Here is a 26582-nt window from a genome sequence, read left to right as displayed (position 1 = left end):
AACAATGCAAATGAAAGCAAATAAAGCGTTCTATGTTATTGGTGGGATTACCGCGCTTGTCGTGACGCTGATGGCTGGATTTCTTTTCTCCGGTAGTAGCTCAACAACTACAGCAGAAACCAAAAAAGAAGATGCTTTAGATCTCTCTCTCAAAGATTTATCACCGGAAGAGCTACGCTCAATGGGGCTTGAGGGTGATACATCTAAAGATACGGTGAGAACACTTATTGGTAAAGTGAAGGAAAATAACAAACGCTTTGATGAAGTGATTTTACAAAATGACCGCTTGGTAAAAGAGAATGAGCAGTTAAAAAATCAAGCAAATAATACGGATTATCAAATTCAACAGGCGGTACAAGCAGAAACAGGGGCGTTAATTAATGAGATTAATGCGTTAAAAGATCAGGTTGTACAAGCTGGTAATCAAGTTGTAGGGAATGGAAATGCCCAGGCAAATCCCAATGCTCCTCTACCAATAAACGGAGCAACAACTGGCCCTCAGGTTGAAACTCGAGGGGGAATTAATTGGGTGAACCCTAGTGATATGCCAACTACAGACAGCCAAGGGAATGCTCTACAAGGTATTGGTGTAAATGGTGCAGGAATCGGTTTTCCCAAAACCTTCGATAACAATGTGAATGACATCCGAAAATCTAATGATGGATTGCAATCTAGTACAGGTAATAATGCAATATTTAATACCGCTACACCATTTTTCACAATTGCAGCTAACTCTACTTTAACTAATTCTGTTGCTATGACTGCGCTTGTTGGGCGTGTGCCGATTGATAATAATGTGACCGAGCCTTATCCGTTTAAATTGCTTATTGGTCGAGATAACTTAATTGCAAATGGTATTGAACTGCCGGATATTGAAGGCGCAATTGTCTCTGGAACAGCAAGCGGTGACTGGACGCTATCTTGTGTTCGTGGTGATGTGAAAAGCTTAACTTTTGTGTTTAGCGATGGGCGCATTGTTTCAACGGATGATTCTAACAATAAAATTGGCTGGTTATCTGATCCACATGGTGTGCCTTGCATTCCTGGAGAACGCAGAACGAATGCTCCGGAATATCTAACGACCAACTTCTTCTTAACGGGGGCTTCCGCAGCTGCACAAGGCTTATCATCTTCTCAATCAACAACAGTGGTTGATGGCGGTGCAGTAATTGGTGCGGTAACGGGTAATAACGGTAAGTATATTCTTGGTCAAGCGTTAGGTGGCGGTTTGAGAGAAACAGCAGACTGGTTCCGTCAGCGTTATGGCCAAATGTTTGATGCGGTATATGTTCCACCGGGTAAAGAAGTGGCTGTACACATCGAAAAACAAATTGATATTGATTATGACCGCATGTCTCGAAAAGTGAAATACGGACAAGCCTCAAGACAACCTAACTTGGATTAAGGAGCAATAATGAAAGTTTTAATGATGATGGGCGTGATTTTAGCCGCAAGCAGTGTTTTGACTGGCTGCTCAACTTCTCAAGGTGATTTATTGCCAACTGGTGATGCAACAATGAAAGATATTTGGAATAAAGGTGGTAATGATAGCAATATTACATCTTATCGGACACCGAATGGCCGTCTTATTGATGCACCAAATTACGTTTCATCTCGTGAACAACAAACTTATACCCGTACAGCAGAAAACGAGGTGAAAAACCTTTTCCCTCGTTTACCAAACCCTGATTTAGTGATGTATGTTTATCCGCACTTAACTGATTCCTCAGAGCAAATGCCTGTACCAGGTTATTCTTCAGTAATTCCATTTTATGGACGTGTGCAATATGCCCAACCGGGTGAGCGTACAAGAATGTACTAGATGAGGTAAGAAACGATGGCATTATTCCAAGACGTGTTAGAGGCTTTCTTCCCTGCTAAAAAGGGTGATAAGCCTCAACCTAAAAAGGAACCTATCCTAACATCCATTGCACCGGAAGAAGCACAGCAGGATGATACCAATAACGTAGAAGAGACGATTGAAATCACTCCTGTTATGCGTAATAGAAAAATGACCAGAGAGCAACATGTTAAAATGCTTTATGGGCGCGATCCCTCTTTTATCTCCAATCTTCCTTATGCGGAATATTTGGAAGAAGAAGGCGTAATGCTTTTTGATGATGCTAAAAGTGCAGGTGCGGTATTTGATATTAAGCCTATAGGAACTGAGGGAAGAAGCAGCGACTATCTTAATCGCGTTCGCACATTGGTTAAAGATGCCTTACAGGATAGTTTCGATGAACTTGATACCAATCCTTACGTTGTACAATTCTATTGCCAGGATGACAAGGATTTAAGCGGTTATGTTGAGAATCTGAGACAGTACATTAAAACCACTTCACCTGAAGCGAGCGGTAGTGAGTTTACAGAACAGTGGCTTGGTGAAATGGAGCGTCACTTAAAAGCAGTAGGTAAACCAGGTGGGCTTTTTGTTGATGACCGGGTAACAAATACGGCATGGGCTGGAAAAGTGCGTAAAACACGCATGGTTATTTATCGTTATGCTGGAAATAATGAGACAGATACAATCGAGAAATTAAATACAGCTTGTGATCGTGTTCAAAGTGCTTTTATCACAGCAGGATTAACCATGGAACGCCAAAATGAAACTCAAATTCATCGTTGGTTATTAGAATGGTTTAATCCAAATCCATCACGCTATTTTAACGGACTCGATGATAAAGCTTGCTATGATCTTTTATCACTCTCTAAGGATGACTCTGCTCTACCATTACAAGACCAAGATTTTAGTGAAAATCTCTTTTTTACGCCACCGGAAAGTAAAAATGGCTATTGGTATTTTAATGAGCAACCTCACGAAGTCATTGTAGTTGATAATATTCGTAAGCAGCCAGATGTTGGCCACATGACAGGCGAAGTCACTCGAGGTCGTAATATTAATGCACTATTTGATTTATTGCCGGAATCAACCATTATGGCTATCACTGTAGTCATTCATCCTCAAGATAAATTACAGGCGCATTTAGACAAATTAAGTAGTCGAGCTGTCGGTAATAACTATGAGTCTATCTATTTAAAACAAGATGCCCTCACAGTAACTGAATATTTAAAAGACGGACACAAGCTTTATCAAGCTGGCATGGTTTTCTATGTAAGAGGGAAAGACGATCAAGAGCTACGCATTCGCTCAAGAGAATTAAGAACGGTTTTACTCAGTAATAATTTAGTGCCGGTAAAAGAAGGCAACGAAGTTGCGCCTCTTAATAGCTATTTACGCTGGCTACCGATGAATTTTAATCCTCAATTAGATGCAAAATCTCGTTTTTATACCAAATATTATTGGGTGCAACACATTGCGAATATGTTACCTGTATTTGGCCGTGAGACCGGAACGGGACACCCAGGAATCACCTATTTTAACCGCGGTGGAAGCCCATTAGATTTTGACCCACTAAACCCTAAAGACCGGACTAAAAATGCGCATAAGCTCATTTTAGGCCCTACAGGTTCAGGTAAATCGGCAACATTAACCGCACAAATGGCGCAACTGATGGCTGTGCACCGTCCTCGCTTGTTTATTGTAGAAGCAGGTAACTCTTTTGGATTGTTTTCAGATTATGCGGAGCGTTACGGTTTAACGGTTAACCGGGTATCTCTTGAGCCAAGTAGTAACATCGCTTTACCGCTCTTCTCTGAAGCGCATCGTTTATTGGAAATGGATATCGATCTTGAAGTTCAAGATGATGACGATAATGAAGATGAAGGCGAGGAACAACGAGACTTACTTGCGGAAATGGAATTAACCGCTCGCTTAATGATCACCGGGGGAGAAGCGAAGGAAGATGAGAAAATGAGCCGTGCTGACCGCTCGGCTATTCGCCAGGCTATTTTATTAGCTGCAGAGAAAACTTCACAAGAGACCCCACCTCGTCAAGTTTTAACCGGGGATGTAAAAGCCGCACTTGAGGAATTAAGCCGTCGCCCGGATATTCGTCCTGAGCGCGCATCTCGCCTTGCTGATATGGCCGAAGCAATGGATATTTTCTGCACCGGGGTAAATGGTCGATTCTTTAACCGTGAAGGGGAAATTTGGCCAGAGGCTGATATTACACTTGTCGATTTGGCGATGTTTGCACGTGATGGTTATGAAGCAGAATTAGCGATTTCGTATATTTCCCTAATTAACCATATCAACTCCTTAGGTGAAAAATATCAACACAGTTTCCGCCCTATCGTGAACATTACGGATGAGTCGCATATCATTACCGTAAATCCACTTCTAGCTAAGTTCCTGGTTAAAGGTTCTAAAATGTGGCGTAAATTGGGTATTTGGTTATGGTTAGCTACACAGAATATGGCTGACTTCCCTGATGAATCTGATAAATTACTCAGCATGGTTGAATGGTGGGAATTACTTAACCTTTCTAATGATGAAGTCGAACAGGTAAACCGTTTCCGTCGTTTATCCGAAGCTCAGAAAATGATGTTGTTATCTGCGAAAAAAGCAGATAAGAAATATACTGAAGGTGTGGTGCTCGCAACCAATATGGAAGCCTTATTCCGTGTTGTTCCACCTAGTCTTTACTTAGCACTAGGGATGACTGAAAAACACGAGAAAGCACAACGTAAACAATTAATGATGGAACATAACTGTACTGAGTTAGATGCGGCATTGATGGTTGCTAAAGACTTAGACAAAAAACGGGGGATTGCAGTCAATGACGAACTTAACTCAATCGCAGCCTAATCCTAATATGACTTTTCATCGTATTTTTGACATTGGGCCTCGCATCCAATCACTTGCTTTTACCTCTGATGAGGTGAAAGCCTACGTGCTGCATTTCATTGCAAAAATTAAGACAAAAATTGGTTCAAACTGCCAATTAAGCGCATTTCCTCAGCGTGTATTTACTCAATCAAGTTGGAAAGTACACGCTAAAGGAGATAAAGGTGAAGTGCATTTATTATTTAATATCTCCGGGCGTTTCCAATTACCTGTGTTTTCTTCCGAAAACTGGCCAGCTAGACTTAATGTGGAATTAACCGATCACGTTGATGCATATTGGTTAATTCAATATTTGCTTTGGAAATTAGCTGCAATTTGGGAATCCCCTGCTGACTTATCCCCAGTTTTTGGGGATAAGACTGTGGGTAATGAATAAGGAGTCCTGATGTCTCAAGGTAAAAAGCCACAATCAAGAGGATGGCTTAAAAATGTACTCCGTTTTATTGCTATCCTTTTATTTTTATTTTTAGCCCTTACTGCAATTGGCATCTTTGCAACTCAATATCTTCAGAATGTTGATATTCGTGCTTGGTTTATTAAAACGCAGTGGATATGGTTTGCAGTACGATTATTACTATATGGTGCGATTATGTTGATGGTCTATTCCATTTCTCGTCGCCAACCATCTTCTATGCCGGCAAAAGCAAAATGGTTAATTGCGATGATTTTAATTTTTGCTGAAGCGATTACACAGATTACTTTAGCTTAGGGGGAAATATGACATTCTCAGTTGACAGTTATCTTGAATATTTCCTGACTCTACTTGGTTGGTTGCTTAATAACGGAGTTTTTGCGTTATTTGTTGGAACAGGGTTATGGCTTCTTCCGCTTATCGGAATGATCTTTAAAATTTGGCGTGACGTAGCTAAACAAGGGGATGATGAAGGTGAGAAAGGGGATTTATTAATCCGCTGGCTCACAATCGAACTCCTTCCAGCAATGCTTATCGTTGTTTTGACATTAGCCCCTCTTATCCCGGTATCATTGAATAACCTTGAATACAATGAACGTTCATCTATTCAATGTGGCTATAAAGTTCCTGCTTCCCCGGATAAATCAGGCTATGCGCCATTTACGACAACATTTGGAGACAGACAAGCCCGAATTCCTATTTGGTGGATGTTGATGCACAAAGTGGATAAAGGTCTAACTTATGGTATGACTGCAGTATTGCCTTGCCAGCGTGATTTACGTCAAGTTAGATTTGAAGTGCAACATCAAAAAATCACTAACCCAGCATTATTAACTGAAGTACAGCAATTTGTGCAACAATGCTATATCCCGGCTCGTCAAAAATTACAAACAAGCCAAATTGCCTTGAGTCCGGCACAAATCCGAGAAACATCCTGGTTAGGTGGTAAATTGCTTATTAATAACAGCGAACTCTACCCTCGTTTTAGAGCTCAACAACCTATTAGCACGTTCCCTTATGATGCAAATCGAGATGCGGCATTGCCTAATTCGGGGAAAGGCGGTTTCCCAAGCTGTGATCAATGGTGGGATGAAGGTGGAGCTGGATTAAAATCTCGCCTACTTACAGATATGCGTCAAAACTTATCTGCCCAGGTGAGTGATTTCTTTAATTCTATCGACAACCAAGATGAAGCTTTATTGAGAACACTTTTACGTTCTGAAAACATAGATGTTTCAAAAGGAAAAATGTATCAAGGTTACGGTGGTAGTGTTGAATTTGGATTTTGGAATGCCATCACTCGACTCACCTCAACTGTAGGAACTGCAGTAGGAAGTTTAGCGATATTTCCTGGTCTCGATGCAATGCGACAAGCCTTACCAATGGTTCAATCCTTTATGATTATGGCTCTGATAGTTTTAATTCCAGTCATTACGATTTTAAGTGGTTTTTCAATTAAAGCTGTAGTGACACTAAGCTTTGTATATTTTGCACTTATTACAACCACATTTTGGTGGGAATTGGCACGATGGTTAGACTCATATATGATTGAGATTATGTACAGCTCACCGTCTCATAACTCATTTAATATTAATTTTTTAGAGAATGCGCAAGACGATATTATCTCTAATTTTGTGATGGGAAGTATGTTTATATTCTTACCAACATTATGGTTTGGCGCTATGTCTTGGGCTGGTATTAATATGGGCGGGGCGATGTCTCAAGCGTTAAAACAAGGTTCAAATCATGCTAGTTCAGCAGGGGGAAAAGGCGGAGAGTTAATTCAAAGCAAGTTAAAATAATAAAAGGGGAATTTATATTCCCCCTTTATTTTATCTCATAAAACTCATTCATGTGTTCAAATGTATCTACGTCATCCTCAACATCAATTCTTGTTCCAAAAGAATAAAAACCAACCCCCTCAGGGCCATCTCGATAGCCATCCTCATGTTCTTCAAATTCTAACAGCGTATTCATTATGGGTTTATTCTCAGCACCACTGTCATAATCAGTCTCTTTAAAGGATTTAGCTTTAGAAATTACAACTCCAGCCAAAATTGGACTCGCAGCAAGAGCAGCAGCTGTCACAACAGCTTTACGAGGCTTTCCTGGGAGAAATGACAAAGTGCGGTCAATTTTCTTAAAAAATTGTCCGACAGAATGGCCAAATTTTTGAGCATCCATATTCTCTCTCCTATCAAAAATACTCTGACTTACTCTCATTGTACTCTTATTATTCTTTTATTAAAACCTCGTTTTAAGCAGGAAAAATGTAATTTTTGCGATCCACGTCGCAAATTTTACTCATTTTACTGATTTATCTATCTCCTCAATGTATCTTGATAACACAACGCAAATAAATAGCTCAAATAGGGGGGGATATGAAAGCTCGTTTTAAAGAATGGCTTATTAGTTTAAATGAAATAGCAATTAATGAATTAGGAATTGATGAAATGCTTAGTCATCTGGACGATGAACTAAATATCATTAATGGAAATACGTGTGAACAGGAGATCTTAAAGGATTTAATACAAGTTTTTAAAAGTAGTTAATATAACTAAAAAAATAAGCGGGAAAATCCCGCTTATTTTATCTCTATTTACGCTTATGAAGCTTTCATACTGCGACGTTCAAAGTTTTGAGTTGCACTACCCGCTTTACAGCTCACCGTATCCATTTTACTGCCATTGGTGATATAAAGCATTGGCTCTTCAATACTGTTACTATTGTGTGGTTGCACAAATTGAATCGTGTAACTTGTGCCATTATTTCTCATTTCTAATGAGCTAGTAATAAATCCTGAACCAGTAGCTACATAAGAATCCTGATTAGCAAAAACTTGTTTTACCGGATTTTTAAAAGAAACCTGGCCATAAGTGAATTCATAATCTGAACCATTTTTTGTTACAGACACCGGGCTTCCGTTCTCTGCTGTACAAGAAAAAATATTATTAGCTGCAAAAGCTGGCGTTGCAAACATAGCTACCGCTCCAATAGTGAGTAATTTTTTCATAAAAATATCCTTTATTTATTTTCCTAAAATGTAATCTGCTTCTTGGTTACGACGTTTAGCATTTACACCATTATTATTGTTTTGACGATTTCTTACTGCATTTGCTAGTGCGTTCATATCGCCTGATTGCGCAGATGCCTGGGCTGCAGCAATCACATCTTTTGTTAATGAGCCATAGTTATAGGCATAAGATGTTAATGCGGCTTGGGCATTTGGCGGTAACTTATCCCATGTTGAAGATGATACGTTATTTCTCGCTCTATTTGCAAATTCTTGTGTTCGACGTGCTAAATCACGCTCTGCGTCAGCGCGACTAACTACAGTATCTTTCGTTACTTTGACAATTGTACCATCCGCTTTTGTGATAGTATCTGAACCATATCCAGTGCGATAAGCATTGACATCCCAATATGCTTTATCACTAAACCCTTCAAATTTTTTCAACAACCCTGTAGCTTGATCAAGTGCAGTCCCTTTAATTGCTGGAACTGATGAATAAGAAGTGTTACCTCTACTATTTCCGGATGTACCGCCAGTCCCGGTGTAAGACAGGGAGTTTGACATCTGAGGCACTTCTAAAGTGACATTGTTACGAGGAATATTGATATTGTCAGCATCTGCCAATTCAGCAGCATTGCTATTCGTACCATTAGCTAAATCGCTAATCCGTTTATCTACACTGTCACGTGTAACATTTCCGGTTCCAGTGTTATATTCACGTAGCTCTTTATTTTGTAGGATTGCAACTGCGGAATTCCCGGTAAGTGATTTTTGTAGATCAATCTCCATTCTAATTTGACCTATTTCTCGGTCAATTAAAGTGAGGATCTTTTCTAACTCTTCTTGAGCATCTTTATTGTTGGCCACATTTGGCTCACGCATACCCGTTAAAACAGCTCGACGTGCAAGAAGCATTTTCTCCATTGTTTTAGCTACAGCAATTTCACTGGCTAAACGCTGCCCTAATACTTGAGCATCGGGATCTTCTCGTAAAGACTCAATTAAGCCACGAGTTACAGGAACTGTTGTAGAACTTAATTCTGCAAGTACTTCAACGGAAGGAGTGCTCATGTTAAGCGCTTTTTGTAATTGAGTTACCGTCTTAATATTTTCTTTTTCAATTTCAGGTGTTAAACCAACACCAGCTCGAGAGCTACTAGCAGTACCACAATCTGTTTTACAAGTAGTTAATTGCTTCTCACCGATCACATTCGTTAACCAATCTGTCATATCTTTAGGATTATCCCAAGTTTGACAAAGTAATCCGCTACAACTACTACCGGAGATTCGACCTGATTCTAATACATTACGCTTGTTTTGCATGTTGTAGCCAGCTTTTGCAACATCCTCAACAATTTTGATTGGTTCTTGTCCTTGGCCACCGCGTTTTTTACCCCCGACCCACTCTTTACCTTCCTTACCTTGAGATTCCTCAAGTCTCTTTTTAGCTCGAGTAGCATCTGGTTCAGTTGAAGTAATGTCTTTAAAGGATTCCATATCCGAACTTTGAGACCAACGACCATTTAAAGTTGCGTCTGCAAGCTTCTTAGACATTTCTTCACAGCTGGTTTTTAAGCTATTAAAATCAATTTTACCTTGATATAAACCATTCGTAAGAATATCGTATAACTGAGGATTTGCTCGTTGAATAACCATTGCAGGTAAACTCGCCACAGCTCCTGTGGCTGATTCGATAACGTTACTATAAAGATCTTTAAATCCTTCAGTTAAACCATTTAACTGATTTTTAATACTCGTCTTAATGTCAAAATTACCGCACATCAAGTTAGCTTTCCAACCAATCCCAAATTCAGCTGCAGGAATCGTACCTCGACTCGGGGGAGCCATATAACCTACACCGCCCCCAATTTGATAAAACACCATATCAGACAAAATAGAATCGGCTTTATTAAATCCAAACGGATTACTATTAGAAGCTGATACTGGCATGGTTGAGGATAAGATTGCGCACGATATAGCAATATAAGATGCTTTCAGTGCATGATTTAATTTCATACTCAATTCCTTTATTAATTAGACCAATCAATACTATACAAAAATGTTTGTCCGCGTTTTTTACAGCACTTGTAAGGGCGCCATAATGCCCAGGCATAACTACCATTTTCAGATAGCATACTTGGCGGGTTATCAGGGAAAATAGCACAAGACTGTGAAGTAACCGGGTGAAGCTGTTGCCATTTATGTGTCTTTTCATCCCCTTCTTTCACTGGAGGGGGAAACCACTCACCATTCGATTGATTATCTTTTTTCGCAATCGGTATATATACATGTGGTTGGAAAGTATTTGTCACAACATCCGCTACTCGATGCGCTGTTACAGCTGAAGCTTTATAGTCATGAACTTGTGTTACTGTACCCGCTCGTGGATAAATATTTCCCCAAGTGTCTCCATTTGCTCTAATTTCTCTCATACCTGGAATAAGCGCTTCAGGATAAACCATTTCCGGAACACCAAATCGCCACGCTAAAAAGTCCAAACCACTCAAGTAATAAGGCACAAAAGGCGTTGTCTGACTTTTGCAGTAATACCCTGTACTATTAAGCATTTGACTAATCGCTCCCTGCGGATGACCGATTACATCAACATTTTTAAATGTTGCTTGCGTATAGTCTTTGTGTGGTGATTGATAATCTCCACCTTTTACCCCATTGCTAAGGAAATTCATTTCCACCCAAGGATTTTGAGCCTGATGGTTATAACTTGAAACCACTACCTCGGGAATATAGTGTTTTATTTTCGTAGATGTCCGGATTTTACAGCCGAATTTTGTACAAAATAGCCAAAAACAAGTACCAACGACCTTATAATCTAAACAACTTGTCGAAGCGCTTGATGCCATAATCGATGCAGTGTTTAAAGAAGATTGACCGGACTCCGAAGCTTGTCCTGAAATACTGGTCAACGCAATTGCAATACAAAGCCCGGATAATGTCATTTTTTTCAATTTCATCTTGTCCCCTCTTTTGTAATCTCTCGTTGCCATAAACTTAATGCCTGAGCAATATTGGTTTCACCATATATGACACTATCCTCTTTTCCCGGATATTGAAATAAAACTGCAGGCACCTTCTTGATTCCATTTTGCCAACCACTTATAAGGCCCTGATAAGAACGCTTTAATTGCTCTTCAGACTGTTTCCATTCAGCAGACTGAAAAATCTGAGATGCTTGCTGAGCTGCTACACTAGGATTCGCACTCAATCGCTGACTAATCAAATTTTCCCATTGCTCAACTTGATCAAGTAAATACACCTGGCTTGCAAGCTCTGCGTGAAGAATTGGATAATCTTGTGTTGAATAAACAGTAATTATGGGATTAGGCCCCTGGGCGAACACTGATAGTGGTAACAAACCGAAAAGAAACAGTGATTTTTTTATAGACATAACCATCCCTTACGATGAAATTGGATAGTTGAAACATTAACGAAATGACAGGGGGGAATATATAAAAAATTCTTTTTGATTTTGAGATAAATTCTCCATTTCCAAAAAACAATTTTTAATAGAGATTCGACAGCCTTATTAAGTATGATTGGACTTGATAAGTCGCTGTGCAAACAGCTCTTATAAGTTGCACGATTCTTGAGAAGCAACGCCTTGCCTTAGTGCAAGTAGAATCATAGCCAAAATGTTATCCAGCATTCTGAAAGGATACTCTACGCAATCGTAGGAATGCCACCTTAAAGACCTTCCGAGGGAAAATGATTCCCTTCGGGCATGTCATTTTTCCAAGGAATTTTTTATTTCACATTAGGAGAATGACTATGTCCTCATCCACTCAATTGGAACACTATGATGTTCCATCAAGTAACCCTCTTGAAACTCCAACATTTTCATTTCGTGTGGGAAAACACTTGGGCCGTTTTTTCGTTGCAGCTAAAAACAAAGCAACCGATAAATACAAACAAGTGACATCTGGTATCAATCAAAGCATTGAAGACGAAGAAGCTCGTCGGCTTTGCGAATTACAAATGATGCTAGATAGCCAAGCGGAAGAATATGAGGCAATTATTGATGATGTGCAAAGAACGTGGTTAAAACGAACAACGTTATTTAGCATTTTATTTTTGATTGTCGGTATTGTTGGTACAGTGGGTACTCTTTACTACCTTATGCATTAACATTGCATAAGCTATTCATTTTCAACCCTAAGGGGAATTTTTACCCTTAGAGGTAAAGGTTTCCCTTGCTGTAGGAGAAAACTTATGAAAGTGACATTACATAACAGTTGTTTAGCTTATTTAGCCAAACATAATGACTCAGAATCTCTAATAGAGGAAGTTCGCACTCAAGCATTAAATGCCTGGGAAAATCGAGGAAAAGATGTATCTTCTACTCGTATTATGGTGAATATCCCTAGTCAATACGGACAGAAATATCACTTCTTTACAGTTTCGCCATACGCAAACCGTAAAGATTTGTTAAGTGTAAGGGGGTAAACATGATTAAGCGTTTACTCAAGCTTGTTAGTTCCAATTGGGACAAAAAAACAATGCTGCTGGTTTCTGAAGATTTTCGTAAAATCGGCACTTACATCTTAGGTATTGCGTTTGTCGCAATGTTTGTTCAGAATGACAATATTCCGCTACTTCTTGCCATTATCATTATGATATTTGGCGGAATAGCTTGGTTCTGTGGTGTGTTGTTAGCTAAATATTGCAACAACTTAATGGAGACAGACGGAGCGTAACGTATGAATATTACGTTAAACTGGAATGGGTTCCTCTTTGCAATTGTCTTTGTACTGTTTTTTATGGGAACAGTTGCTTTTATTGGTGTGCGATCATTAAAACGTCAACAAGAGCAAAAAGCACAAAGCAAAAAAACACATTCCATTGGTGTTAATTCATAACTGAATTAATACCTGCAACCTTTACAACAAACCTTGATCATGCCATTGGCGTGTTCAAGGTTTTCTTTTACCCGACTGGGAGCAATTTCCCATTCGGGGGGTTGTTCCCTTTTTTTATTGGAGAACAACCATGAAAAAAAGAACTCAACCTGCCAAAGATTTATACCAACAAATTACAGACCAAATTCTCGAAGCATTAGAACAAGGTGTGATGCCATGGCAAAAACCTTGGGATAGTGGATGGCCACAAATGGCTATTCCATGCAACGGTGAAAGTGGTCGTCAATACTCCGGGATCAACGTACTTCTGCTTTGGATGAGCGCTATTAGAAAAAACTTTACTCAACGCAAGTGGGTAACTTTTCAAGGAGCAAATCATCTAGGTGGCCAAGTCCGAACAGGTGAGAAAAGTACAGTTATTATTTTCTATAAACAAAATATGTTTGAAGAAAAAGACGATAGCGGAAACATTGTACTTGATGAAAACGGTGATCCGAAAATGAAGTCATCTGTATTTATTCGTGGTCATCACGTGTTTAATATTGAACAGTGTGAAGGCTTAGAAAAATACTATGAAGAATATCCTGAACCAGAAAAATCTTCTGAAATGCAAGCTCGTCCGGATTTAGATGTATTACCCAATAAAATGGGTATGCAGCTGTATAACAAAGCACAAGATCGTGCTTGTTATATGCCGAGAAAAGATTGCATTGTGATGCCGGATTTCAAAAAATTCAATACAGCTGATGACTACTATGCAACTCTACTGCATGAATGCGGTCACGCCACCGGGCATAAAGACCGGTTAAATCGTGACGGTGTAGCTAAATTTGATAAATTTGGTTCTGAACAATATGCATTTGAAGAATTAATAGCTGAACTCACAAGCGCCTTTACCTGTGCGCACGTGAATGTTTGCAATAATATTTCACAAAATGCAGCGTATATTGAACATTGGATTAACGCATTAAAAGCCGATAAAAAAGCTATTTTCCGAGCATCTTCTCAAGCACGTGAAGCAACACAATTCTTGTTAAATGCTCTCGAATTAACATCGAATGAAGAAGCAAAATTAGCGGCTTAGCCTCTATTAAACCATTCTAACGTTTTTTGTTAGAGCTCTCATAAACCACCCTTTGGGGAGTAATCCTCAAAGGGGATTGCTCCCGTTATTTTAGGAGTAATCTATGGATTTCGAGAAAAAATTTACCGCACTTTTTAAATCGATAGCACCACAATATCGACGCTCAGAAGTGTTTTACGACTTTATTACAATCTTTGCCCTGGAATTCTATCTCATTATATATGGTGCACAAGCAGATGAATCGTTGAGACAACGTTATCAGACAGCTGGCGAGCATTATAATGAAGATGAAAAACAAGCTCTCAGTCGCCTTTTCAACATTATTGTTGAGGCTTTGGAGCATAAAACCTATGATTTCCTAGGATCAGTGTTCATGTCGTTGGATTTAGGTGATCAATATAAAGCTCAATATTTCACACCTAGTCACATTGCACACTTAATGGCAGCCGTAACTCTATCAGATTGTCATAGTTTAATTAAAAAACGTGGCTTTTTGACATTGCAAGAGCCAACTTGTGGGTCAGGCGTAATGATTATTGAGGCTTATAATTATTTGCGTGAAGAGGACTTTAACCCTCAGCAACAAATGTGGGCTCAAGCAAGAGATTTGGATTTTACTGCAGCATTAATGTGTTATATACAAATGACACTCTTGCATATACCGGGAGAAGTCATTATTGGTAACACCCTTAAAGATGAGGTGAATTACCATTTATACACACCTGCTCACATAATGGGAAATTGGAACAAAAAATTGGAGAGTGCAGATTCCTATACTGAAGCAGAATATCAAGTTATTGAACCTGAACCAGTAGAAGAACCCCCGCTTGACATTGATTGGGAAAATGAGCCAATGTTTTACTAACATAAACACCCTTATCTAAACAGATAAGGGTGTTTACATATTTAACAATGTACGCATTGGCGTAAATAAGGAGATTTTAAACATTTACACAAAACTGACAAAATAGTGCTTGCAAATGAACTGTATATTATATAATATACAATCATAGCCAAGAGATAAGGCTATACCCTCAAAAACTTTAACCAGACCCCACCAATCGGCAGGGGCAGAAAAAGGAAACAAATTATGTACTATGTAACAAACGATCTTGCGATTGACAAAAATACTTATACTAGACTTGATTTAGGCGATGATGACGTGATTTTATGCGCAGGCAGACAAGCTGATGATGCAGATACAATCATTATATTTTTTGAGACAAACGCAGACCCTATTTATATCGGTTGGGCTAGTGTGGACACCGGTGATGTAGAGATTACTTATGATGATTGGGATAATTACTTTGCCGGTATCAGACAAGATGATGTTATTGACGAGATTAATATCCTATTAGATGGCATTAAAATTTATGACAATATGACAGGCCATTTTCCGATTTACGCGAATGATCACAACAACGTTGTCGGTGAGCATAAAGTTTACTTTAAAACTGATGAGGCATATCCTGATCCAAGCATTGATAATGCAAATAGAGAGGATGGATATGTAACTTATAAGGCGGGCGCTATTACTGAAATGGGTCGTAAATGTTATGTTTATTGGGATTTTGTTGCGTATGATGATGACGGAAACGAGATTGATTCTGATTATTTTGATTATCAGAACACTGATTGCATTATCAAATATTATTAACAACAAGCCACGTAAGTGGCTTTAATTAGAGCTTTTAAAATGGCAAAAACAGCAGTACACCTATCAAAAACCGCATTGCAATATGTGACAGACCGTACACCACAGGGTGAACAAAAAGGATTGTCGGCTCATATTAATAATGCATTTGAGCAGTTAGCACATTTGACGCGCGCAGAAAAGCCGGAACTATCAAAATCGGAGTGGGTTGAGTTATACAATGTCTATGCGGGCAGTGATTTAACTCGACTTGTAATGCCGTTTGATTTGGCAGATGACTTACGCACACACTACGGCACTTTACCGCAAGATTTGACCGCACTTTACAACAAATTAGCGGGGATGACACAGGCGCAACAATTTGCTGTGCTTGATGCCGTCCGAGTGTATTGGGCGAGCGGCGAAGATGGGAATTAAAAACAAGCCGATAACAAGACCATGCCCGCAGTGCGGCAGAAATTATCAATATCGGCGGGCAAGTGGGCGTACTTTTGAGCTTTGCGAATATTGTCGCAATCTTGATTGTGTAGTTTGTGGTAAAAAAGTACCGCCGGAACGTGGGCGGAAAAATACTTGCTGTGCGGAGTGCGAAAAATTGAAGATACACAATATCCAAAATGCGCACTACGCCAAACGGATAGCGGAAGACCCTGAGTTAAATAAACGCAACCACGCCAAAGCCCGCGAAAACCGAAAAGCAGACCCGGAACGAATGCACGAACATTTGGAAGCACAAAGGGAAAGGCATTATAGACGTGTGCAAGATCCGAATTATCTAGCCACTCGGAAAGTTTATCAGGCTCAACGATGGCAGGATAAAAAAGATGAGATACTGGCTCAACGGCGCGAATTTTGGGATAGTTTAAGCGATGTTGAGAAAGCGGAGCGACTTGAGCGCAATCAAGCAATACAACGTAAACATAAAGCCAAAAAACGTGACCAGTTGAAATTAGATCCGCAAAAGTGGGCGGAATATCAAGAGTATCAACGCACAAAGCGGCGCGAACATAGACAGAGAAAGGCGCTTAATGAATTAATGGTCGGCACAAAGGAGTTATTAAATGTTACCAACAAAGACAAATAGTTTTGATATTGTCGCCGTTAAAAGCATGACAATCCAAGATTTAAAGGCGGAATTAGCCAAAACACTAAGCATTACGGCGGAATATCTCATGTATATTGCGGCAATATGGCGGGAGTTAGAGTCGCGTGGAGAGGACTTGAGCGAGTTACGCCATGGCGTGATGACTTATATCCCGTTAATCGCAACAAATCAACTTGACGCGCGGCTTGTTGTCAATTATGCCGGGCAAAAAACGCTGTTATCCAGCATGGCAAAATTACCATTAAGAGAGCAACAAAAACTGGCCGAAAAAGGCACTTTGGATGTTGTTATTTTGGGTGACGATAATCAACAGCTAATTAAAGAAGTTAAAATATCCGACCTCACAGCAGCCCAAGTTTATCAAACCATCGGTGATGGCAAAATAAAAACACCAGAACAGCAGTATCAAATCCTGTTAGTCCGCAATAAAGTGCGGTCAAAATCAAAGCCGAAAAAGACTTACCGACTAACGCAAAATTTAAAAATAGATGGTAAAAATTTAGTGATTGCCGGAAAACATGCGGTATCCATTGAGATTTTGAAAAAATATTTAGAGGATAACAATGAGCTATAGCAAGTTAAGCAACACCAGGAAAAAGACTATCAGTGTTAATGCTAATAAATACACTAAGGATAACTATAGACAGATACTTTTACGCCTAAAGCCAGATGTAGCAGATATGTTTGATTCAATCTGTGAAAAGGAAAAATTATCAAGGGCGGAAATGCTAAAAAAACTTCTAGAAACTTATTCAATATAACAAAACAAACAAAAATGGCAGAGTTGAGCCCTGCCATTTTTGTTTATAATTCTCAGAAATACTTAGCTGTTTTTTTCTACTCTTCAGACATTAAATTTTCCCTATTATAAATACCTTTTAGTCTCGCCACCGTTGATTTAGATAAATCATATCGTTTCATTACTGTTGAAATAGAATCACCAGCTTTAAAATCCGCATAAATCTTTTTACGTATTTTATCTGTCACTTTAGGTGGGCGGCCGCCTAATGCATTTTTATGACCTGAAGCAAGTTTTGTTCGCTTCCCTTCCTGAGTACGCTCGACAATAAAACTTCTTTCCAATTCAGCAAAAATACCTAACAATTGAATTAAGGCCATCCCCATAGGATTGTTTTGGGTTCGGGTATCTATTCCTTGTTGTATTGCAACAAAACCAATATTTTTATTCTTAAATAGTTCAAGTGTATTCAAACACTGAGCAAGGCTCCTTCCTAGGCGGTCAAGCTTAGTTACTGCAACAACATCACCCTCTCGGACATAATCCAGTAGTTCATCCAATTGTGCTTTATTTTTCTCAGCTTTACCGGAATGCTTCCCTGAAAAAATTTTCTTACAGCCGTATTCTTTTAATACTTGAATCTGTTCACTTAGATCCTGCTGTTGAGTTGATACTCGAGCAAATCCTATTAATGCCATCTTATCTCTTAAAATTATTTAAAAATGTTATTAAATGACTGTTGGTTATTTCTTTTAGCTAAATTTATACCAGCTTTTAAACCCTCTCTAAATGGAGTGCTTCCAAGCGGCGTCAATGGTTGAATAGGTGCTAAAGGTAGCAATGCGGATGCTCCCATAATCATTCTATAACCTTCTTCAAAGCCTTTTTGATAATCATAGTCCATAATTAACTCCTTTATTAAAAATTCAAAACATTAAATTTATATCCTAAATATGCAAAAATTATCGCTAGCAATATAAATTCCACTAAAAAATACTTTGCGATACCGATCTTCTTTGTAAGAAAACAAACAGCAGAGATAACAGCGGTCATTCCCATATAAATACTTAAAAGTTCAACTATTTCAGCTCCATTAAATTCAAGCTGTTTAAGTAAAATTGCAGGAGCAAGAAAAAAAGCAAATAACCCCAGCATAAGCATGTTGGCAGACACAAAAACCTTGAAAGAAACACTTTTAAACTGCATTTTTACTCCTTTGTTCAAAATTCAAAGTTTTCTTAATTTATCTTTTAAATCATCTAGATTCATTCTATTAGGGTTCTTTTCGGTATCTAGTAAATAGAGTCCAAAACCGCACCATAAGATTAAAAACGTTATTACATAAAACATTTGTATCCTCACTTATCAAAACTTAATAGTTAATCTCTTTAATGGCTAACACTTTGTATTTCAGATAACCATATTCAATATGCGGTAAATGATGAATCATACATAAATCACCTATTTTTTGTTGAGAAATAGGAATTAAAGCCCCTTTCCATACATCTGTTTGATATGGTTCGGCTGCTATCACTATACCTTGTTCATCCGTTCTTAACTTTGTGAAATCCTGTCCTTTGTCCTCAAGTTCAATTTCATAGCCTTTCATAAATACTCCTTTGTTCAAAATTCAACACTTAGAAAAATCAGATTCTTTTTGTTCCCATTTTTCCCATAGAGTGAAAACGACCCCTATTTTTCTTGATCGATTTACAACCTGCCCCAACGATTTTGTTAGAGTGTAATCATCAGATATGTAATCTGTACCTATTACTGTTACCTCTTTAAAAGGTAAATCAATACCTTTTTCCAATTTCATTTCACATAAATAAATGATTAGCTTTAATTTATCTATGTTTGCTAATCGAATTTCATTGTCTGCTAGACAATAATTTAGGCGAACTGTGATTTTTTCCATTTTTTGCTCCTTGTATGTGCAAAACTTAAGATTTATCAATTTTGCTTTTAAGCTCAATAATCTTCTTTTCTAAAAGATAAACTCTAATCCACAAAGAAATTATGCAAAGCCACAATGCCACTAAACTGAATATTTCTACCATCGTTTTTCTCCTTTGTTCAAAACTTTACACTTTTTAGACTACCCATGCAGTATAGTCCCAAAACTTTAACAAAGCAAGTTTTTAGACAGTCCAAAAACATAAATCAAAGTTTCTGCACTAAATTATAGTATTTTACCTCTCGTATTCACTGACAATCTGTTTTTATTTTTAAAAGACTTTCTAAATAAAACTACTTACTAGAAAATCGGATGTTTAGAATTGGTTAAATTTTCAAATACTGCCCCAAATATGAAACGCTATCTACTCTATATAACATGCATTATTACAATTCAAAGCACTGAATCTATAGCTAATATAAGAGACCCCCACGAAGGGGGAATTTGTCACGTTGAAGCAGAATATTTTTATCCAGGAGTATGGGAAAAATATGGCGAAAAGGAGTTGATTTGTAACTACTGGAAATTTTTAGGTGATGAAGAACGAAGAATACTTGAATCAGAATTAAATGAGGGAGAAACTGAATCAGAGAATGAATATGGTGATGAATACAGCGATTATGATAGCCAGGATGAAATGTATAGCAACTAAATCAAAAAGGTTAAAGGAGTCTCAAAAGGATTAAGGGTAATGTAATAAAGGTAACCTTTCCAAAGGAAAGGTCTTACCTGAAAAGGCCAAAAGGCTTTCAAAATGGCTTTAATATCTATCTTCGATTTAGAATTATTTATTTATTGAGTTCAATGTATAAATAAATATTCTTTCACAAAAAAGGTTATAAGTTATGCTTTCATCTATATTCCATAAAATCAGAGGGAAAAAACACTCCCAACCTGATATAACAAACCTACAAAATCTCAGTTTTTCAGCATCAAAAATAGATAATGATGGCTGGATTACTCCCTTCCCCGCATCCGAATTACTCGAAACTGAATTACGCCAAAAATACTTAAATTTACTTTGGCAACAAGTATCAATGACGCAAGATATGTTTAATGAGCTCTATAAAAAACCTATCGAGCGCTACGCTGAAATGGTTCAATTATTACCTGCCTCAGAATCACATCATCACTCACATTTAGGTGGTATGCTTGATCATGGCCTAGAAGTTCTTTCATTTTCAGCTAAATTACGACAAAGTTATGTATTGCCACAAAATGCTGCTCCGGAAGAACAATCTAAGCAACGTGATGCTTGGACTGCTGCTGTTATTTATGCTGCATTGGTTCATGACATTGGCAAAGTTATTGTTGATATAGATATACAATTAAAAGATGGTTCTCGTTGGTTTCCTTGGTTAGGAGTACCAACTCAACCTTATAAATTCAAATATATTAAAGGGCGAGATTATGATCTTCACCCGGTTATGGGTAGTTTTCTTGCAAACTATTTAATTCCTAAAGAAGCATTTGCATGGTTAGCAGAATACCCAGAAGCTTTTTCAGCTTTAATGTATGCCATGGCTGATCATAAAGATAAAGCTGGTTTATTATCTGAAATAGTACAAAAAGCAGACCAAAATAGTGTAACTCTTGCACTAGGTGGAGATGTATCAAAACTGACTCAGAAACCTATAACGTCATTTGCAAAACAACTACTCATGGCTTTACGTCATTTACTGCAACATAAATTTAAAATTAATACACCTAAAGGCCCATCTGATGGTTGGCTTACAGAGGATGCACTATGGTTAATGAGCAAACCCACTGCAGACCAAATTAGAGCTTATTTATTGGAGCAAGGCATATCAGCTCCAGCTGACAATCCTAAATTATTTAGTGAAATGCAATCGCTGGGGATTATTGAAAGTACAAATGATGGTACAGCAATTTGGCATTGTCGAATTAAAGCTGATTCAGGCTGGTGCCCACCTAAAGCATTTTCTTTACTCAGAATTAAACCGGAAGTAGCTTGGGAAAATCTTAATGACAGACCAGGTATATTTTTAGGTCGAGTCGATATTGAAAATGAAGAACAATTAAATTCAGCTGAAGATACTAAAGAAGAAAATTCAGTGATTATGGAATCTGAAATGCAGCTTCCTGCAATAACAGGCGCACTGAATAAACCGGATTTGTCTGAAAATACATCCTCTCAAAACACTCAAATCAATACCCAAAACTCAGAAACCGAGACGGATATGACTGATTTGGTAATGAATTTATTTTCACCTGTAGAAGAATCTCAAGACTCTACTGATAAAAAACCATCTCAAGAAAGCGAAATAAATAAAATCGCTTCTACCCCATCTATAACAGTGGGTGATGATACAAAGAAAACTGAGGCTGTCTCAGGAGAGATTTTTGTTGAATGGCTAAAATCCGGAATTATCGGGAATACCCTAGCTATTAATAATTCAAATGCTAAATTACATATAGTCAAAGGCAAACTTTTCCTTGTAACACCTGGAATCTTTCAGCTCTTTTTCAATAGTAAGGGCATTACCAACTTTACTAAAAAAGATATCGAAAATTTGCAATATAGTTTCCAAGACCTTAAATTACACAAGAAATACCGTCAATCAAACAATGATAGTATTAATTTTTGGCGCTGTAAGGTTATTGGCCCAAGAAGAACCTCTCAATTGATTGGGTATTTGATTGATAAAACCGACTATTTTTTCGGTAATAGAATTCCAATTGATAATTTGCATTTATCACTTATTGAGGAAAATGAAAGTGAATAGAACCACATTTGATATGTTACTTAGTAATTTTTTTTATACCGTCATTTACGTATAGATACTATTAAAAGCTATGAAAAAGCAATTAGACAATTACAGAAAAATTGTAGTATTCAATATCCTGATGAAATATCAGACTCATTAATACTCCAATGGAGAAAGAGAGTTGTTGGACAATCTATCATTGAAGTGACTTGGAATAGCTATATTCGTCAGCTAAAGACTATTTTCAAATTTGGAATTGAAAAACAACTCCTTCCATTTACAAAGAACCCTTTCGATGGTTTGTTCATTAGAGAAGGAAAGAAGAAAAGGAAAGTATATACTTCTTCAGATTTAAAAAAACTTAGCTTTGGGATCACTGAATCAAAGCATCTTCCTTCTATTCTTCGCCCATTATGGTTTACTAAAACCATAATTATGACTTTCCGCTATACGGCAATTCGACGCTCTCAGTTAAATAAATTAAGGATTAAAGATGTAGATTTGCTGAATCAAGTTATTCATATTCCATCTGAGATAAATAAAAATCACGAGTATCATATACTTCCTATATCAACTACACTTTATCCTTATCTAAAGAAATTATTAACTGAACTAAGTAAATTGAATCAGCCTGTAGAATCTCAACTATTTAACATTAATTTATTTTCAAATGCTGTTAAACGAAAGGGAGAGAAAATGACCAATGACCAGGTGAGCTATATCTTCAAAGTTATTTCAAAATATACAGGAATTATTAGCTCCCCTCACAGATTTAGGCATACAGCAGCAACAAATCTAATGAAAAAACCTGAAAACCTATATATAGCCAAACAATTACTAGGACATAAAGATGTCAAAGTTACATTGAGTTATATTGAAGATAATATTGATTCAATAAGAGAATATACAGAATTACTTTAGATAGGTATGCAAGGAGCATCTAAGGGTGTTCCTTGCAAAATAAATTTAAATCGCTCATTCTCAGCTTATTCATCCTTATAAAAATATTTTTAAAATTAGTACATTCAGGCTTTACAAACTAGTATTTTTGTGTAAGATCTAACCTATCCACAGAGCGTTAGTGGGTAGATCATGGTGTATTGGCTAGGTACACGGAATTGGTCTAAACAAATAGTTTTCAAACTTAACAAATAGTTTTCAAACTTAAATGATGTACACAAGGGATTTAAAATCCCTCGCCTTTCGAGGCGTGCCAGTTCAAGTCTGGCTTCGGGCACCATTATTTATTCTAATCGAATAGTCAATATCTCATTTAATAATTAAGTATTTTATCCAAACTATTAAATAGAACTTCTATTCCGTTTCAAAAATTTTAGTTATCGCCTACACTTGAAGTTATTTATTCTCAGAAAAACAATAATTTTCCTAATAAAAGTGCGGTAAAAATTCGCACTTTTACTATATAATTCTATTATTTTAATATTTCTATTTGGTAGCTAATCTGTCTCAATTCACATTCTGGTGTCTTATTCTCTTGAAGAAGGTTTTCCCAATTTTCATGTTCAAAAACAGAAACATTCACTTGTTTGTTTGAAAAATGTGTCAATTTTAACTGTGAATAAGCATCCACACATTTCCCTAACGTGATAGGTCCTTGATTATTCACTGGCCTAATCTTTCCGACTAATGTGATGATTTTCCCTTGCGGATCGGTTAGCGCGTGCTGTAAATAAAATGGAAATCCATTGAGGGTTAAAATAGCTTGGTCATGATATGTTGGTGTAAATATCAACCTAGATGTATTAGATACGTTTTTATGTTGTAATTTATTGGCTGTATCAACGTATTCTACCTGTCCTAAAGTTGCTTGAATTGGGGTGTTTTCAAGCCATAATGCCCCCTCAGCATTTGTACACTCAGTTAATGCAAAATTATGGTAAGCCAGCGTATTATCAACAGGTTCTAAAAGATGCATAAAAGAAGCACTACTATTTTTTCTACACGAGAAAGCGCCGAGTTTTTTATTATCGTCTGCAAGTTGAGCCCAAACTGCAGAAGGTGTACTTCTAAACGAGAACAGATTCACATCTCCCCAAGAAAACGGTTTTTCTCGGCTCACAACTTGCTCTAAATATGGATTTTCAGGTAACCAATCTACCTCCGCACTATCATCTAAATGCGTGAAAATGTTTAAGATTGGATGCTCTTTCATTTCACCTACTTTAGTGGTTTGTAATTTCTTACGCGGATTAGCAGAGTAAGTGAGCGAAGTTTTGATTGTCTCTGGGCAAGATTCAGCAAAAGCATGACTAAACTGCTTAATGACATGCAAGGTTGCTTGTTCATTTTGGAGATCGGTTAAAAGCACATCAAATTCGGGGGATTTAATGACACATTGATCGATTTTAGTGTTGTTTAACCCCGTCTGATGTTTTGCTGAACCAATAAGAATCATCGGCTTACCTTCTTGATTTAAAATCAGAAAGAGATCATCGGCAATCCATTCATCTCCAATTCTAGCGTATCCTTGAGGTCTCGCCGTCCAATAAGGATTAGGTAAGCTATTTAAGTCCGCAAGTTTGGTGGTTATTTTCTCTTTATAGATCGGAAGCCCCGAATTGTAATAAAGCATAAAATCTTTAAGCTGAATCTGCTGCTGATTTAGCATCAAGGAGAATTCTGCTACTTTACATTCAGCAAACTCAAATTCTTCAGCAGGTAGGCCTTTTTCTACATCTTCTTGCATTTTCCTTTTAAAGCCTAGTTCATGTGTACATTTTATGCCATGAGGCAATTCTTTTGGCTGAGTTAGACTTATCACATCAACCTGATCATAGTTTATGGGAGCTTTGAAAGAAGTCAGCTCAAAGTTTCCCCATTTAAAAGTAGGTTGATTACCATGTTCGTCTTTTAAGTTATCGGTTTTGGCATAAAGCGTATAGTCATATTCCCCAATCTCTGCATTGGGCGGAAGATCTGTTAAGGCTTCAACTAGTTCGTGTTCACGTTGTATCTTTTGTTCTTGCACGCTTTGGGCATCTCGATATTCTGTCCATTTAGTATATCCCCAAGGAATGCTTATGGTTGGAATAATTAACAGAAGTTTTATTTTAGTTGCTAATGGCTTATCAGTTATTACTCCTATAACCGCATATAAAGCAAAATAGATGATCAGAAGAACCGCATAAGCTGGTAAAAGCCACCACGCAAAAAAGACAATAATATCCCCTGATATCAACGCTCCAACTAAAAATATAACTAAAACAAGGAATATACCAACAATAACTTTAATCATCACTCTAACCTTCGGAGTATCACATAAAAATATTATATGGAGTGAATTATACCATTAAGGAAAGTACGGTTAAAAAACATTCGAAATGCTAGCCGCACTTTTAACATTTAATCTGCCACCCAGATTTTCTCTAACTCCATTTTCTCAGGATGATATTTATACACATTAATTCCACCGCCGGTGGCTTGCCCGGTGACGAGGATATGAGCTTTCGGAGAAGAGGAAACGCTGAGGTTTCTCTGATAGTAATTTGTTGAAATACTCGGGTCGTTGCCGATTTCTACATAGCCTTTAATTTGAGGTTCACCTACAGTATAGACAGCAGCAATTTCATCGCCATAACCGTCATAATTACCACTTTGTCTCAGTGCAACAAATTCTGTATCTGTAACAAAAGCATAAGCAATAACACTGATTTTCGTAATTTGTTTTTCTTTCAATTTTTCGGGAATATTATCAAACTTTAATGATAGGCGTTGTCTATTCATAATGTTATGAATTTCCCACATATAATTCCTAATATTTTCACCTCCTGTCACAACCCAATCACCATTAGGACTTATTAAACCGGTAGTTTTTCCACAATTTCCATTCAATTTAGCGACAGGCTTTAAAGTATGCCTATTCCATAAAGTAATTTCATCATAACTTCCTTTTTTACTACTGTTAGGATTAATTGGATTTTCTGTTAGGTTAGTTTCCGCAACAGGAGAATTGCCAACTGAACAAGCTGCTGTTGCAGATAAAAAATAATCTTTACTCATTGATAAAGTTAATGGGAAAGGGAAACTTCCATCGGTATAAACTGGTACTAAATCTTTTCCATACCCTTTATAAAGCTGCCCGTTATCTTCCATATTAGAGGAAAGATAAAATTGTTTATCTGCTGACATAATATGCGTTTTCACTTGAAAGTGTGGGAAATTTTCTATTTCTTTTCCTTCTACATTTTGAATATGCACAATATTTTTATTATCCTGCCACATAAACTCATGGCTATCAGGAATAAAAA

Annotated in this window: 32 protein-coding genes; 20 read left to right on the top strand and 12 right to left on the bottom strand. The window is 37.5% G+C overall.

The window, feature by feature from the left end; genetic code table 11:
• The first annotated feature begins 4 nt into the window (after positions 1–4).
• Genes HMPREF3263_RS07400 through HMPREF3263_RS07375 form a run of 6 tightly spaced genes read left to right on the top strand, consistent with a single transcriptional unit; the run spans position 5 to position 6961 of the window.
• Positions 5–1405: a TIGR03752 family integrating conjugative element protein gene (locus tag HMPREF3263_RS07400; RefSeq protein ID WP_005687589.1), complete on the top strand. Its 1401-nt coding sequence runs from the start codon at positions 5–7 to the stop codon at positions 1403–1405.
• Positions 1406–1414: 9 nt separating this feature from the next.
• Entirely contained in the window at positions 1415–1822 is a 408-nt protein-coding gene (locus HMPREF3263_RS07395; RefSeq protein ID WP_005653518.1) for a TIGR03751 family conjugal transfer lipoprotein, read from the top strand.
• Between the two features lie 15 nt (positions 1823–1837).
• A complete protein-coding gene (locus tag HMPREF3263_RS07390) occupies positions 1838–4708 on the top strand; it encodes a conjugative transfer ATPase (protein WP_049370063.1) in 2871 nt (956 codons plus the stop codon).
• Positions 4680–5123, top strand: coding sequence for a hypothetical protein (locus HMPREF3263_RS07385; protein WP_005687593.1), 444 nt, complete (start codon positions 4680–4682; stop codon positions 5121–5123). Before HMPREF3263_RS07390 ends, HMPREF3263_RS07385 begins: the two co-directional genes overlap by 29 nt.
• A gap of 9 nt (positions 5124–5132) precedes the next feature.
• On the top strand, positions 5133–5456 hold the full coding sequence (locus tag HMPREF3263_RS07380) for a hypothetical protein (RefSeq protein WP_011271851.1): 324 nt from the start codon (positions 5133–5135) through the stop codon (positions 5454–5456).
• An 8-nt stretch (positions 5457–5464) separates the two neighbouring features.
• Positions 5465–6961 carry a conjugal transfer protein TraG N-terminal domain-containing protein gene (locus tag HMPREF3263_RS07375; protein ID WP_005653512.1) on the top strand — a complete coding sequence of 499 codons (1497 nt, stop codon included), beginning with the start codon at positions 5465–5467 and terminating at the stop codon, positions 6959–6961.
• Positions 6962–6986: 25 nt separating this feature from the next.
• Here HMPREF3263_RS07375 and HMPREF3263_RS07370 read toward each other — a convergent pair whose 3' ends face one another.
• Positions 6987–7343 (bottom strand): hypothetical protein, encoded by a 357-nt coding sequence (locus HMPREF3263_RS07370; protein WP_070853140.1) that lies wholly within the window; start codon positions 7341–7343, stop codon positions 6987–6989.
• Between the two features lie 197 nt (positions 7344–7540).
• Here HMPREF3263_RS07370 and HMPREF3263_RS10755 point away from each other — a divergent pair, with 197 nt between their 5' ends.
• Complete coding sequence (locus HMPREF3263_RS10755) at positions 7541–7711, top strand: hypothetical protein (protein ID WP_176747774.1); 171 nt, start codon at positions 7541–7543, stop codon at positions 7709–7711.
• A 53-nt stretch (positions 7712–7764) separates the two neighbouring features.
• Here HMPREF3263_RS10755 and HMPREF3263_RS07365 read toward each other — a convergent pair whose 3' ends face one another.
• From HMPREF3263_RS07365 to HMPREF3263_RS07350, 4 genes are read right to left on the bottom strand one after another with little or no spacing between them, the layout of a single operon-like run.
• Positions 7765–8172 (bottom strand): hypothetical protein, encoded by a 408-nt coding sequence (locus tag HMPREF3263_RS07365; RefSeq protein WP_005667853.1) that lies wholly within the window; start codon positions 8170–8172, stop codon positions 7765–7767.
• A gap of 15 nt (positions 8173–8187) precedes the next feature.
• Complete coding sequence (locus HMPREF3263_RS07360) at positions 8188–10188, bottom strand: integrating conjugative element protein (protein WP_005687597.1); 2001 nt, start codon at positions 10186–10188, stop codon at positions 8188–8190.
• 14 nt (positions 10189–10202) lie between these two features.
• Positions 10203–11144, bottom strand: a complete 942-nt coding sequence (locus HMPREF3263_RS07355; protein WP_011271853.1) for a TIGR03756 family integrating conjugative element protein — start codon at positions 11142–11144, stop codon at positions 10203–10205.
• Complete coding sequence (locus HMPREF3263_RS07350; protein WP_005687600.1) at positions 11141–11578, bottom strand: TIGR03757 family integrating conjugative element protein; 438 nt, start codon at positions 11576–11578, stop codon at positions 11141–11143. The genes HMPREF3263_RS07355 and HMPREF3263_RS07350 overlap by 4 nt, the downstream gene beginning before the upstream one ends.
• A 380-nt stretch (positions 11579–11958) precedes the next feature.
• On the opposite strand from HMPREF3263_RS07350, the gene HMPREF3263_RS07345 reads away from it, so the two are divergent.
• From HMPREF3263_RS07345 to HMPREF3263_RS07305, 10 genes are all read left to right on the top strand, one after another.
• Positions 11959–12315 carry a hypothetical protein gene (locus tag HMPREF3263_RS07345; RefSeq protein ID WP_005653504.1) on the top strand — a complete coding sequence of 119 codons (357 nt, stop codon included), beginning with the start codon at positions 11959–11961 and terminating at the stop codon, positions 12313–12315.
• Between the two features lie 84 nt (positions 12316–12399).
• The gene (locus HMPREF3263_RS07340) at positions 12400–12633 is read left to right on the top strand and encodes a hypothetical protein (RefSeq protein ID WP_005653503.1); all 234 of its coding nucleotides are present in this window, start codon (positions 12400–12402) and stop codon (positions 12631–12633) included.
• 2 nt (positions 12634–12635) lie between these two features.
• Complete coding sequence (locus HMPREF3263_RS07335; protein WP_005687602.1) at positions 12636–12884, top strand: hypothetical protein; 249 nt, start codon at positions 12636–12638, stop codon at positions 12882–12884.
• Between the two features lie 3 nt (positions 12885–12887).
• The gene (locus HMPREF3263_RS10750) at positions 12888–13046 is read left to right on the top strand and encodes a hypothetical protein (protein ID WP_005687605.1); all 159 of its coding nucleotides are present in this window, start codon (positions 12888–12890) and stop codon (positions 13044–13046) included.
• A 130-nt stretch (positions 13047–13176) separates the two neighbouring features.
• Positions 13177–14130, top strand: coding sequence for an ArdC family protein (locus HMPREF3263_RS07330; RefSeq protein WP_011271856.1), 954 nt, complete (start codon positions 13177–13179; stop codon positions 14128–14130).
• Between the two features lie 103 nt (positions 14131–14233).
• Positions 14234–14995: an N-6 DNA methylase gene (locus tag HMPREF3263_RS07325; RefSeq protein WP_011271857.1), complete on the top strand. Its 762-nt coding sequence runs from the start codon at positions 14234–14236 to the stop codon at positions 14993–14995.
• 225 nt (positions 14996–15220) lie between these two features.
• Positions 15221–15787 carry a hypothetical protein gene (locus HMPREF3263_RS07320; RefSeq protein ID WP_011271858.1) on the top strand — a complete coding sequence of 189 codons (567 nt, stop codon included), beginning with the start codon at positions 15221–15223 and terminating at the stop codon, positions 15785–15787.
• Positions 15788–15826: 39 nt separating this feature from the next.
• The gene (locus HMPREF3263_RS07315) at positions 15827–16201 is read left to right on the top strand and encodes a hypothetical protein (protein WP_011271859.1); all 375 of its coding nucleotides are present in this window, start codon (positions 15827–15829) and stop codon (positions 16199–16201) included.
• Entirely contained in the window at positions 16191–16868 is a 678-nt protein-coding gene (locus HMPREF3263_RS07310; protein ID WP_011271860.1) for a hypothetical protein, read from the top strand. Before HMPREF3263_RS07315 ends, HMPREF3263_RS07310 begins: the two co-directional genes overlap by 11 nt.
• Positions 16846–17463, top strand: a complete 618-nt coding sequence (locus tag HMPREF3263_RS07305; RefSeq protein ID WP_011271861.1) for a hypothetical protein — start codon at positions 16846–16848, stop codon at positions 17461–17463. The genes HMPREF3263_RS07310 and HMPREF3263_RS07305 overlap by 23 nt, the downstream gene beginning before the upstream one ends.
• A 263-nt stretch (positions 17464–17726) precedes the next feature.
• On the opposite strand, the gene HMPREF3263_RS07295 is transcribed toward HMPREF3263_RS07305, so the two are convergent.
• From HMPREF3263_RS07295 to HMPREF3263_RS07275, 5 genes are all read right to left on the bottom strand, one after another.
• Complete coding sequence (locus tag HMPREF3263_RS07295) at positions 17727–18326, bottom strand: recombinase family protein (RefSeq protein WP_011271862.1); 600 nt, start codon at positions 18324–18326, stop codon at positions 17727–17729.
• Positions 18327–18340: 14 nt separating this feature from the next.
• Positions 18341–18532, bottom strand: coding sequence for a hypothetical protein (locus tag HMPREF3263_RS07290; protein ID WP_005653495.1), 192 nt, complete (start codon positions 18530–18532; stop codon positions 18341–18343).
• Between the two features lie 14 nt (positions 18533–18546).
• Positions 18547–18834, bottom strand: a complete 288-nt coding sequence (locus tag HMPREF3263_RS07285) for a hypothetical protein (RefSeq protein ID WP_015701375.1) — start codon at positions 18832–18834, stop codon at positions 18547–18549.
• A gap of 166 nt (positions 18835–19000) precedes the next feature.
• Positions 19001–19237, bottom strand: a complete 237-nt coding sequence (locus tag HMPREF3263_RS07280) for a hypothetical protein (RefSeq protein WP_015701376.1) — start codon at positions 19235–19237, stop codon at positions 19001–19003.
• Between the two features lie 21 nt (positions 19238–19258).
• Positions 19259–19546, bottom strand: coding sequence for a hypothetical protein (locus HMPREF3263_RS07275; RefSeq protein ID WP_015701377.1), 288 nt, complete (start codon positions 19544–19546; stop codon positions 19259–19261).
• A gap of 391 nt (positions 19547–19937) precedes the next feature.
• On the opposite strand from HMPREF3263_RS07275, the gene HMPREF3263_RS07270 reads away from it, so the two are divergent.
• The 3 genes from HMPREF3263_RS07270 to HMPREF3263_RS07260 all read left to right on the top strand — a co-directional run bounded on the left by HMPREF3263_RS07270 (position 19938) and on the right by HMPREF3263_RS07260 (position 23235).
• Positions 19938–20237 carry a hypothetical protein gene (locus HMPREF3263_RS07270; protein WP_040976640.1) on the top strand — a complete coding sequence of 100 codons (300 nt, stop codon included), beginning with the start codon at positions 19938–19940 and terminating at the stop codon, positions 20235–20237.
• Between the two features lie 193 nt (positions 20238–20430).
• Entirely contained in the window at positions 20431–22332 is a 1902-nt protein-coding gene (mobH, locus tag HMPREF3263_RS07265; RefSeq protein ID WP_070853139.1) for a MobH family relaxase, read from the top strand.
• Positions 22333–22392: 60 nt separating this feature from the next.
• Positions 22393–23235, top strand: a complete 843-nt coding sequence (locus HMPREF3263_RS07260; RefSeq protein ID WP_011271867.1) for a tyrosine-type recombinase/integrase — start codon at positions 22393–22395, stop codon at positions 23233–23235.
• Between the two features lie 511 nt (positions 23236–23746).
• Here the strand turns inward: HMPREF3263_RS07260 and HMPREF3263_RS07255 are convergent.
• Together HMPREF3263_RS07255 and HMPREF3263_RS07250 are read right to left on the bottom strand one after the other, a co-directional pair.
• A complete protein-coding gene (locus HMPREF3263_RS07255; protein ID WP_070853138.1) occupies positions 23747–25570 on the bottom strand; it encodes a hypothetical protein in 1824 nt (607 codons plus the stop codon).
• 107 nt (positions 25571–25677) lie between these two features.
• Positions 25678–26582: hypothetical protein (locus HMPREF3263_RS07250; protein ID WP_070853137.1), on the bottom strand; the 905-nt coding region annotated here is incomplete at its 5' end.

It is taken from the genome of Haemophilus sp. HMSC61B11, assembly GCF_001838615.1.
GTDB lineage: Bacteria > Pseudomonadota > Gammaproteobacteria > Enterobacterales > Pasteurellaceae > Haemophilus_D > Haemophilus_D parainfluenzae_AD.
This window is presented reverse-complemented; position numbering and strand designations above follow the sequence as displayed.

What these genes read in the sequence shown, in the direction of transcription:
- HMPREF3263_RS07290 (WP_005653495.1), bottom strand. Translation starts at nt 18,532, where the DNA reads ATGGACTATGATTATCAAAAAGGCTTTGAAGAAGGTTATAGAATGATT.
- HMPREF3263_RS07355 (WP_011271853.1), bottom strand. Translation starts at nt 11,144, where the DNA reads ATGAAATTGAAAAAAATGACATTATCCGGGCTTTGTATTGCAATTGCG.
- HMPREF3263_RS07395 (WP_005653518.1), top strand. Translation starts at nt 1,415, where the DNA reads ATGAAAGTTTTAATGATGATGGGCGTGATTTTAGCCGCAAGCAGTGTT.
- HMPREF3263_RS07340 (WP_005653503.1), top strand. Translation starts at nt 12,400, where the DNA reads ATGAAAGTGACATTACATAACAGTTGTTTAGCTTATTTAGCCAAACAT.
- HMPREF3263_RS07320 (WP_011271858.1), top strand. Translation starts at nt 15,221, where the DNA reads ATGTACTATGTAACAAACGATCTTGCGATTGACAAAAATACTTATACT.
- mobH (WP_070853139.1), top strand. Translation starts at nt 20,431, where the DNA reads ATGCTTTCATCTATATTCCATAAAATCAGAGGGAAAAAACACTCCCAA.
- HMPREF3263_RS07270 (WP_040976640.1), top strand. Translation starts at nt 19,938, where the DNA reads ATGAAACGCTATCTACTCTATATAACATGCATTATTACAATTCAAAGC.
- HMPREF3263_RS07375 (WP_005653512.1), top strand. Translation starts at nt 5,465, where the DNA reads ATGACATTCTCAGTTGACAGTTATCTTGAATATTTCCTGACTCTACTT.
- HMPREF3263_RS07345 (WP_005653504.1), top strand. Translation starts at nt 11,959, where the DNA reads ATGTCCTCATCCACTCAATTGGAACACTATGATGTTCCATCAAGTAAC.
- HMPREF3263_RS07315 (WP_011271859.1), top strand. Translation starts at nt 15,827, where the DNA reads ATGGCAAAAACAGCAGTACACCTATCAAAAACCGCATTGCAATATGTG.
- HMPREF3263_RS07365 (WP_005667853.1), bottom strand. Translation starts at nt 8,172, where the DNA reads ATGAAAAAATTACTCACTATTGGAGCGGTAGCTATGTTTGCAACGCCA.
- HMPREF3263_RS10750 (WP_005687605.1), top strand. Translation starts at nt 12,888, where the DNA reads ATGAATATTACGTTAAACTGGAATGGGTTCCTCTTTGCAATTGTCTTT.
- HMPREF3263_RS07285 (WP_015701375.1), bottom strand. Translation starts at nt 18,834, where the DNA reads ATGCAGTTTAAAAGTGTTTCTTTCAAGGTTTTTGTGTCTGCCAACATG.
- HMPREF3263_RS07280 (WP_015701376.1), bottom strand. Translation starts at nt 19,237, where the DNA reads ATGAAAGGCTATGAAATTGAACTTGAGGACAAAGGACAGGATTTCACA.
- HMPREF3263_RS07380 (WP_011271851.1), top strand. Translation starts at nt 5,133, where the DNA reads ATGTCTCAAGGTAAAAAGCCACAATCAAGAGGATGGCTTAAAAATGTA.
- HMPREF3263_RS07295 (WP_011271862.1), bottom strand. Translation starts at nt 18,326, where the DNA reads ATGGCATTAATAGGATTTGCTCGAGTATCAACTCAACAGCAGGATCTA.
- HMPREF3263_RS07370 (WP_070853140.1), bottom strand. Translation starts at nt 7,343, where the DNA reads ATGGATGCTCAAAAATTTGGCCATTCTGTCGGACAATTTTTTAAGAAA.
- HMPREF3263_RS07255 (WP_070853138.1), bottom strand. Translation starts at nt 25,570, where the DNA reads ATGATTAAAGTTATTGTTGGTATATTCCTTGTTTTAGTTATATTTTTA.
- HMPREF3263_RS07350 (WP_005687600.1), bottom strand. Translation starts at nt 11,578, where the DNA reads ATGTCTATAAAAAAATCACTGTTTCTTTTCGGTTTGTTACCACTATCA.
- HMPREF3263_RS07310 (WP_011271860.1), top strand. Translation starts at nt 16,191, where the DNA reads ATGGGAATTAAAAACAAGCCGATAACAAGACCATGCCCGCAGTGCGGC.
- HMPREF3263_RS07305 (WP_011271861.1), top strand. Translation starts at nt 16,846, where the DNA reads ATGTTACCAACAAAGACAAATAGTTTTGATATTGTCGCCGTTAAAAGC.
- HMPREF3263_RS07330 (WP_011271856.1), top strand. Translation starts at nt 13,177, where the DNA reads ATGAAAAAAAGAACTCAACCTGCCAAAGATTTATACCAACAAATTACA.
- HMPREF3263_RS07390 (WP_049370063.1), top strand. Translation starts at nt 1,838, where the DNA reads ATGGCATTATTCCAAGACGTGTTAGAGGCTTTCTTCCCTGCTAAAAAG.
- HMPREF3263_RS07325 (WP_011271857.1), top strand. Translation starts at nt 14,234, where the DNA reads ATGGATTTCGAGAAAAAATTTACCGCACTTTTTAAATCGATAGCACCA.
- HMPREF3263_RS07400 (WP_005687589.1), top strand. Translation starts at nt 5, where the DNA reads ATGCAAATGAAAGCAAATAAAGCGTTCTATGTTATTGGTGGGATTACC.
- HMPREF3263_RS07360 (WP_005687597.1), bottom strand. Translation starts at nt 10,188, where the DNA reads ATGAAATTAAATCATGCACTGAAAGCATCTTATATTGCTATATCGTGC.
- HMPREF3263_RS07385 (WP_005687593.1), top strand. Translation starts at nt 4,680, where the DNA reads ATGACGAACTTAACTCAATCGCAGCCTAATCCTAATATGACTTTTCAT.
- HMPREF3263_RS07335 (WP_005687602.1), top strand. Translation starts at nt 12,636, where the DNA reads ATGATTAAGCGTTTACTCAAGCTTGTTAGTTCCAATTGGGACAAAAAA.
- HMPREF3263_RS07275 (WP_015701377.1), bottom strand. Translation starts at nt 19,546, where the DNA reads ATGGAAAAAATCACAGTTCGCCTAAATTATTGTCTAGCAGACAATGAA.
- HMPREF3263_RS10755 (WP_176747774.1), top strand. Translation starts at nt 7,541, where the DNA reads ATGAAAGCTCGTTTTAAAGAATGGCTTATTAGTTTAAATGAAATAGCA.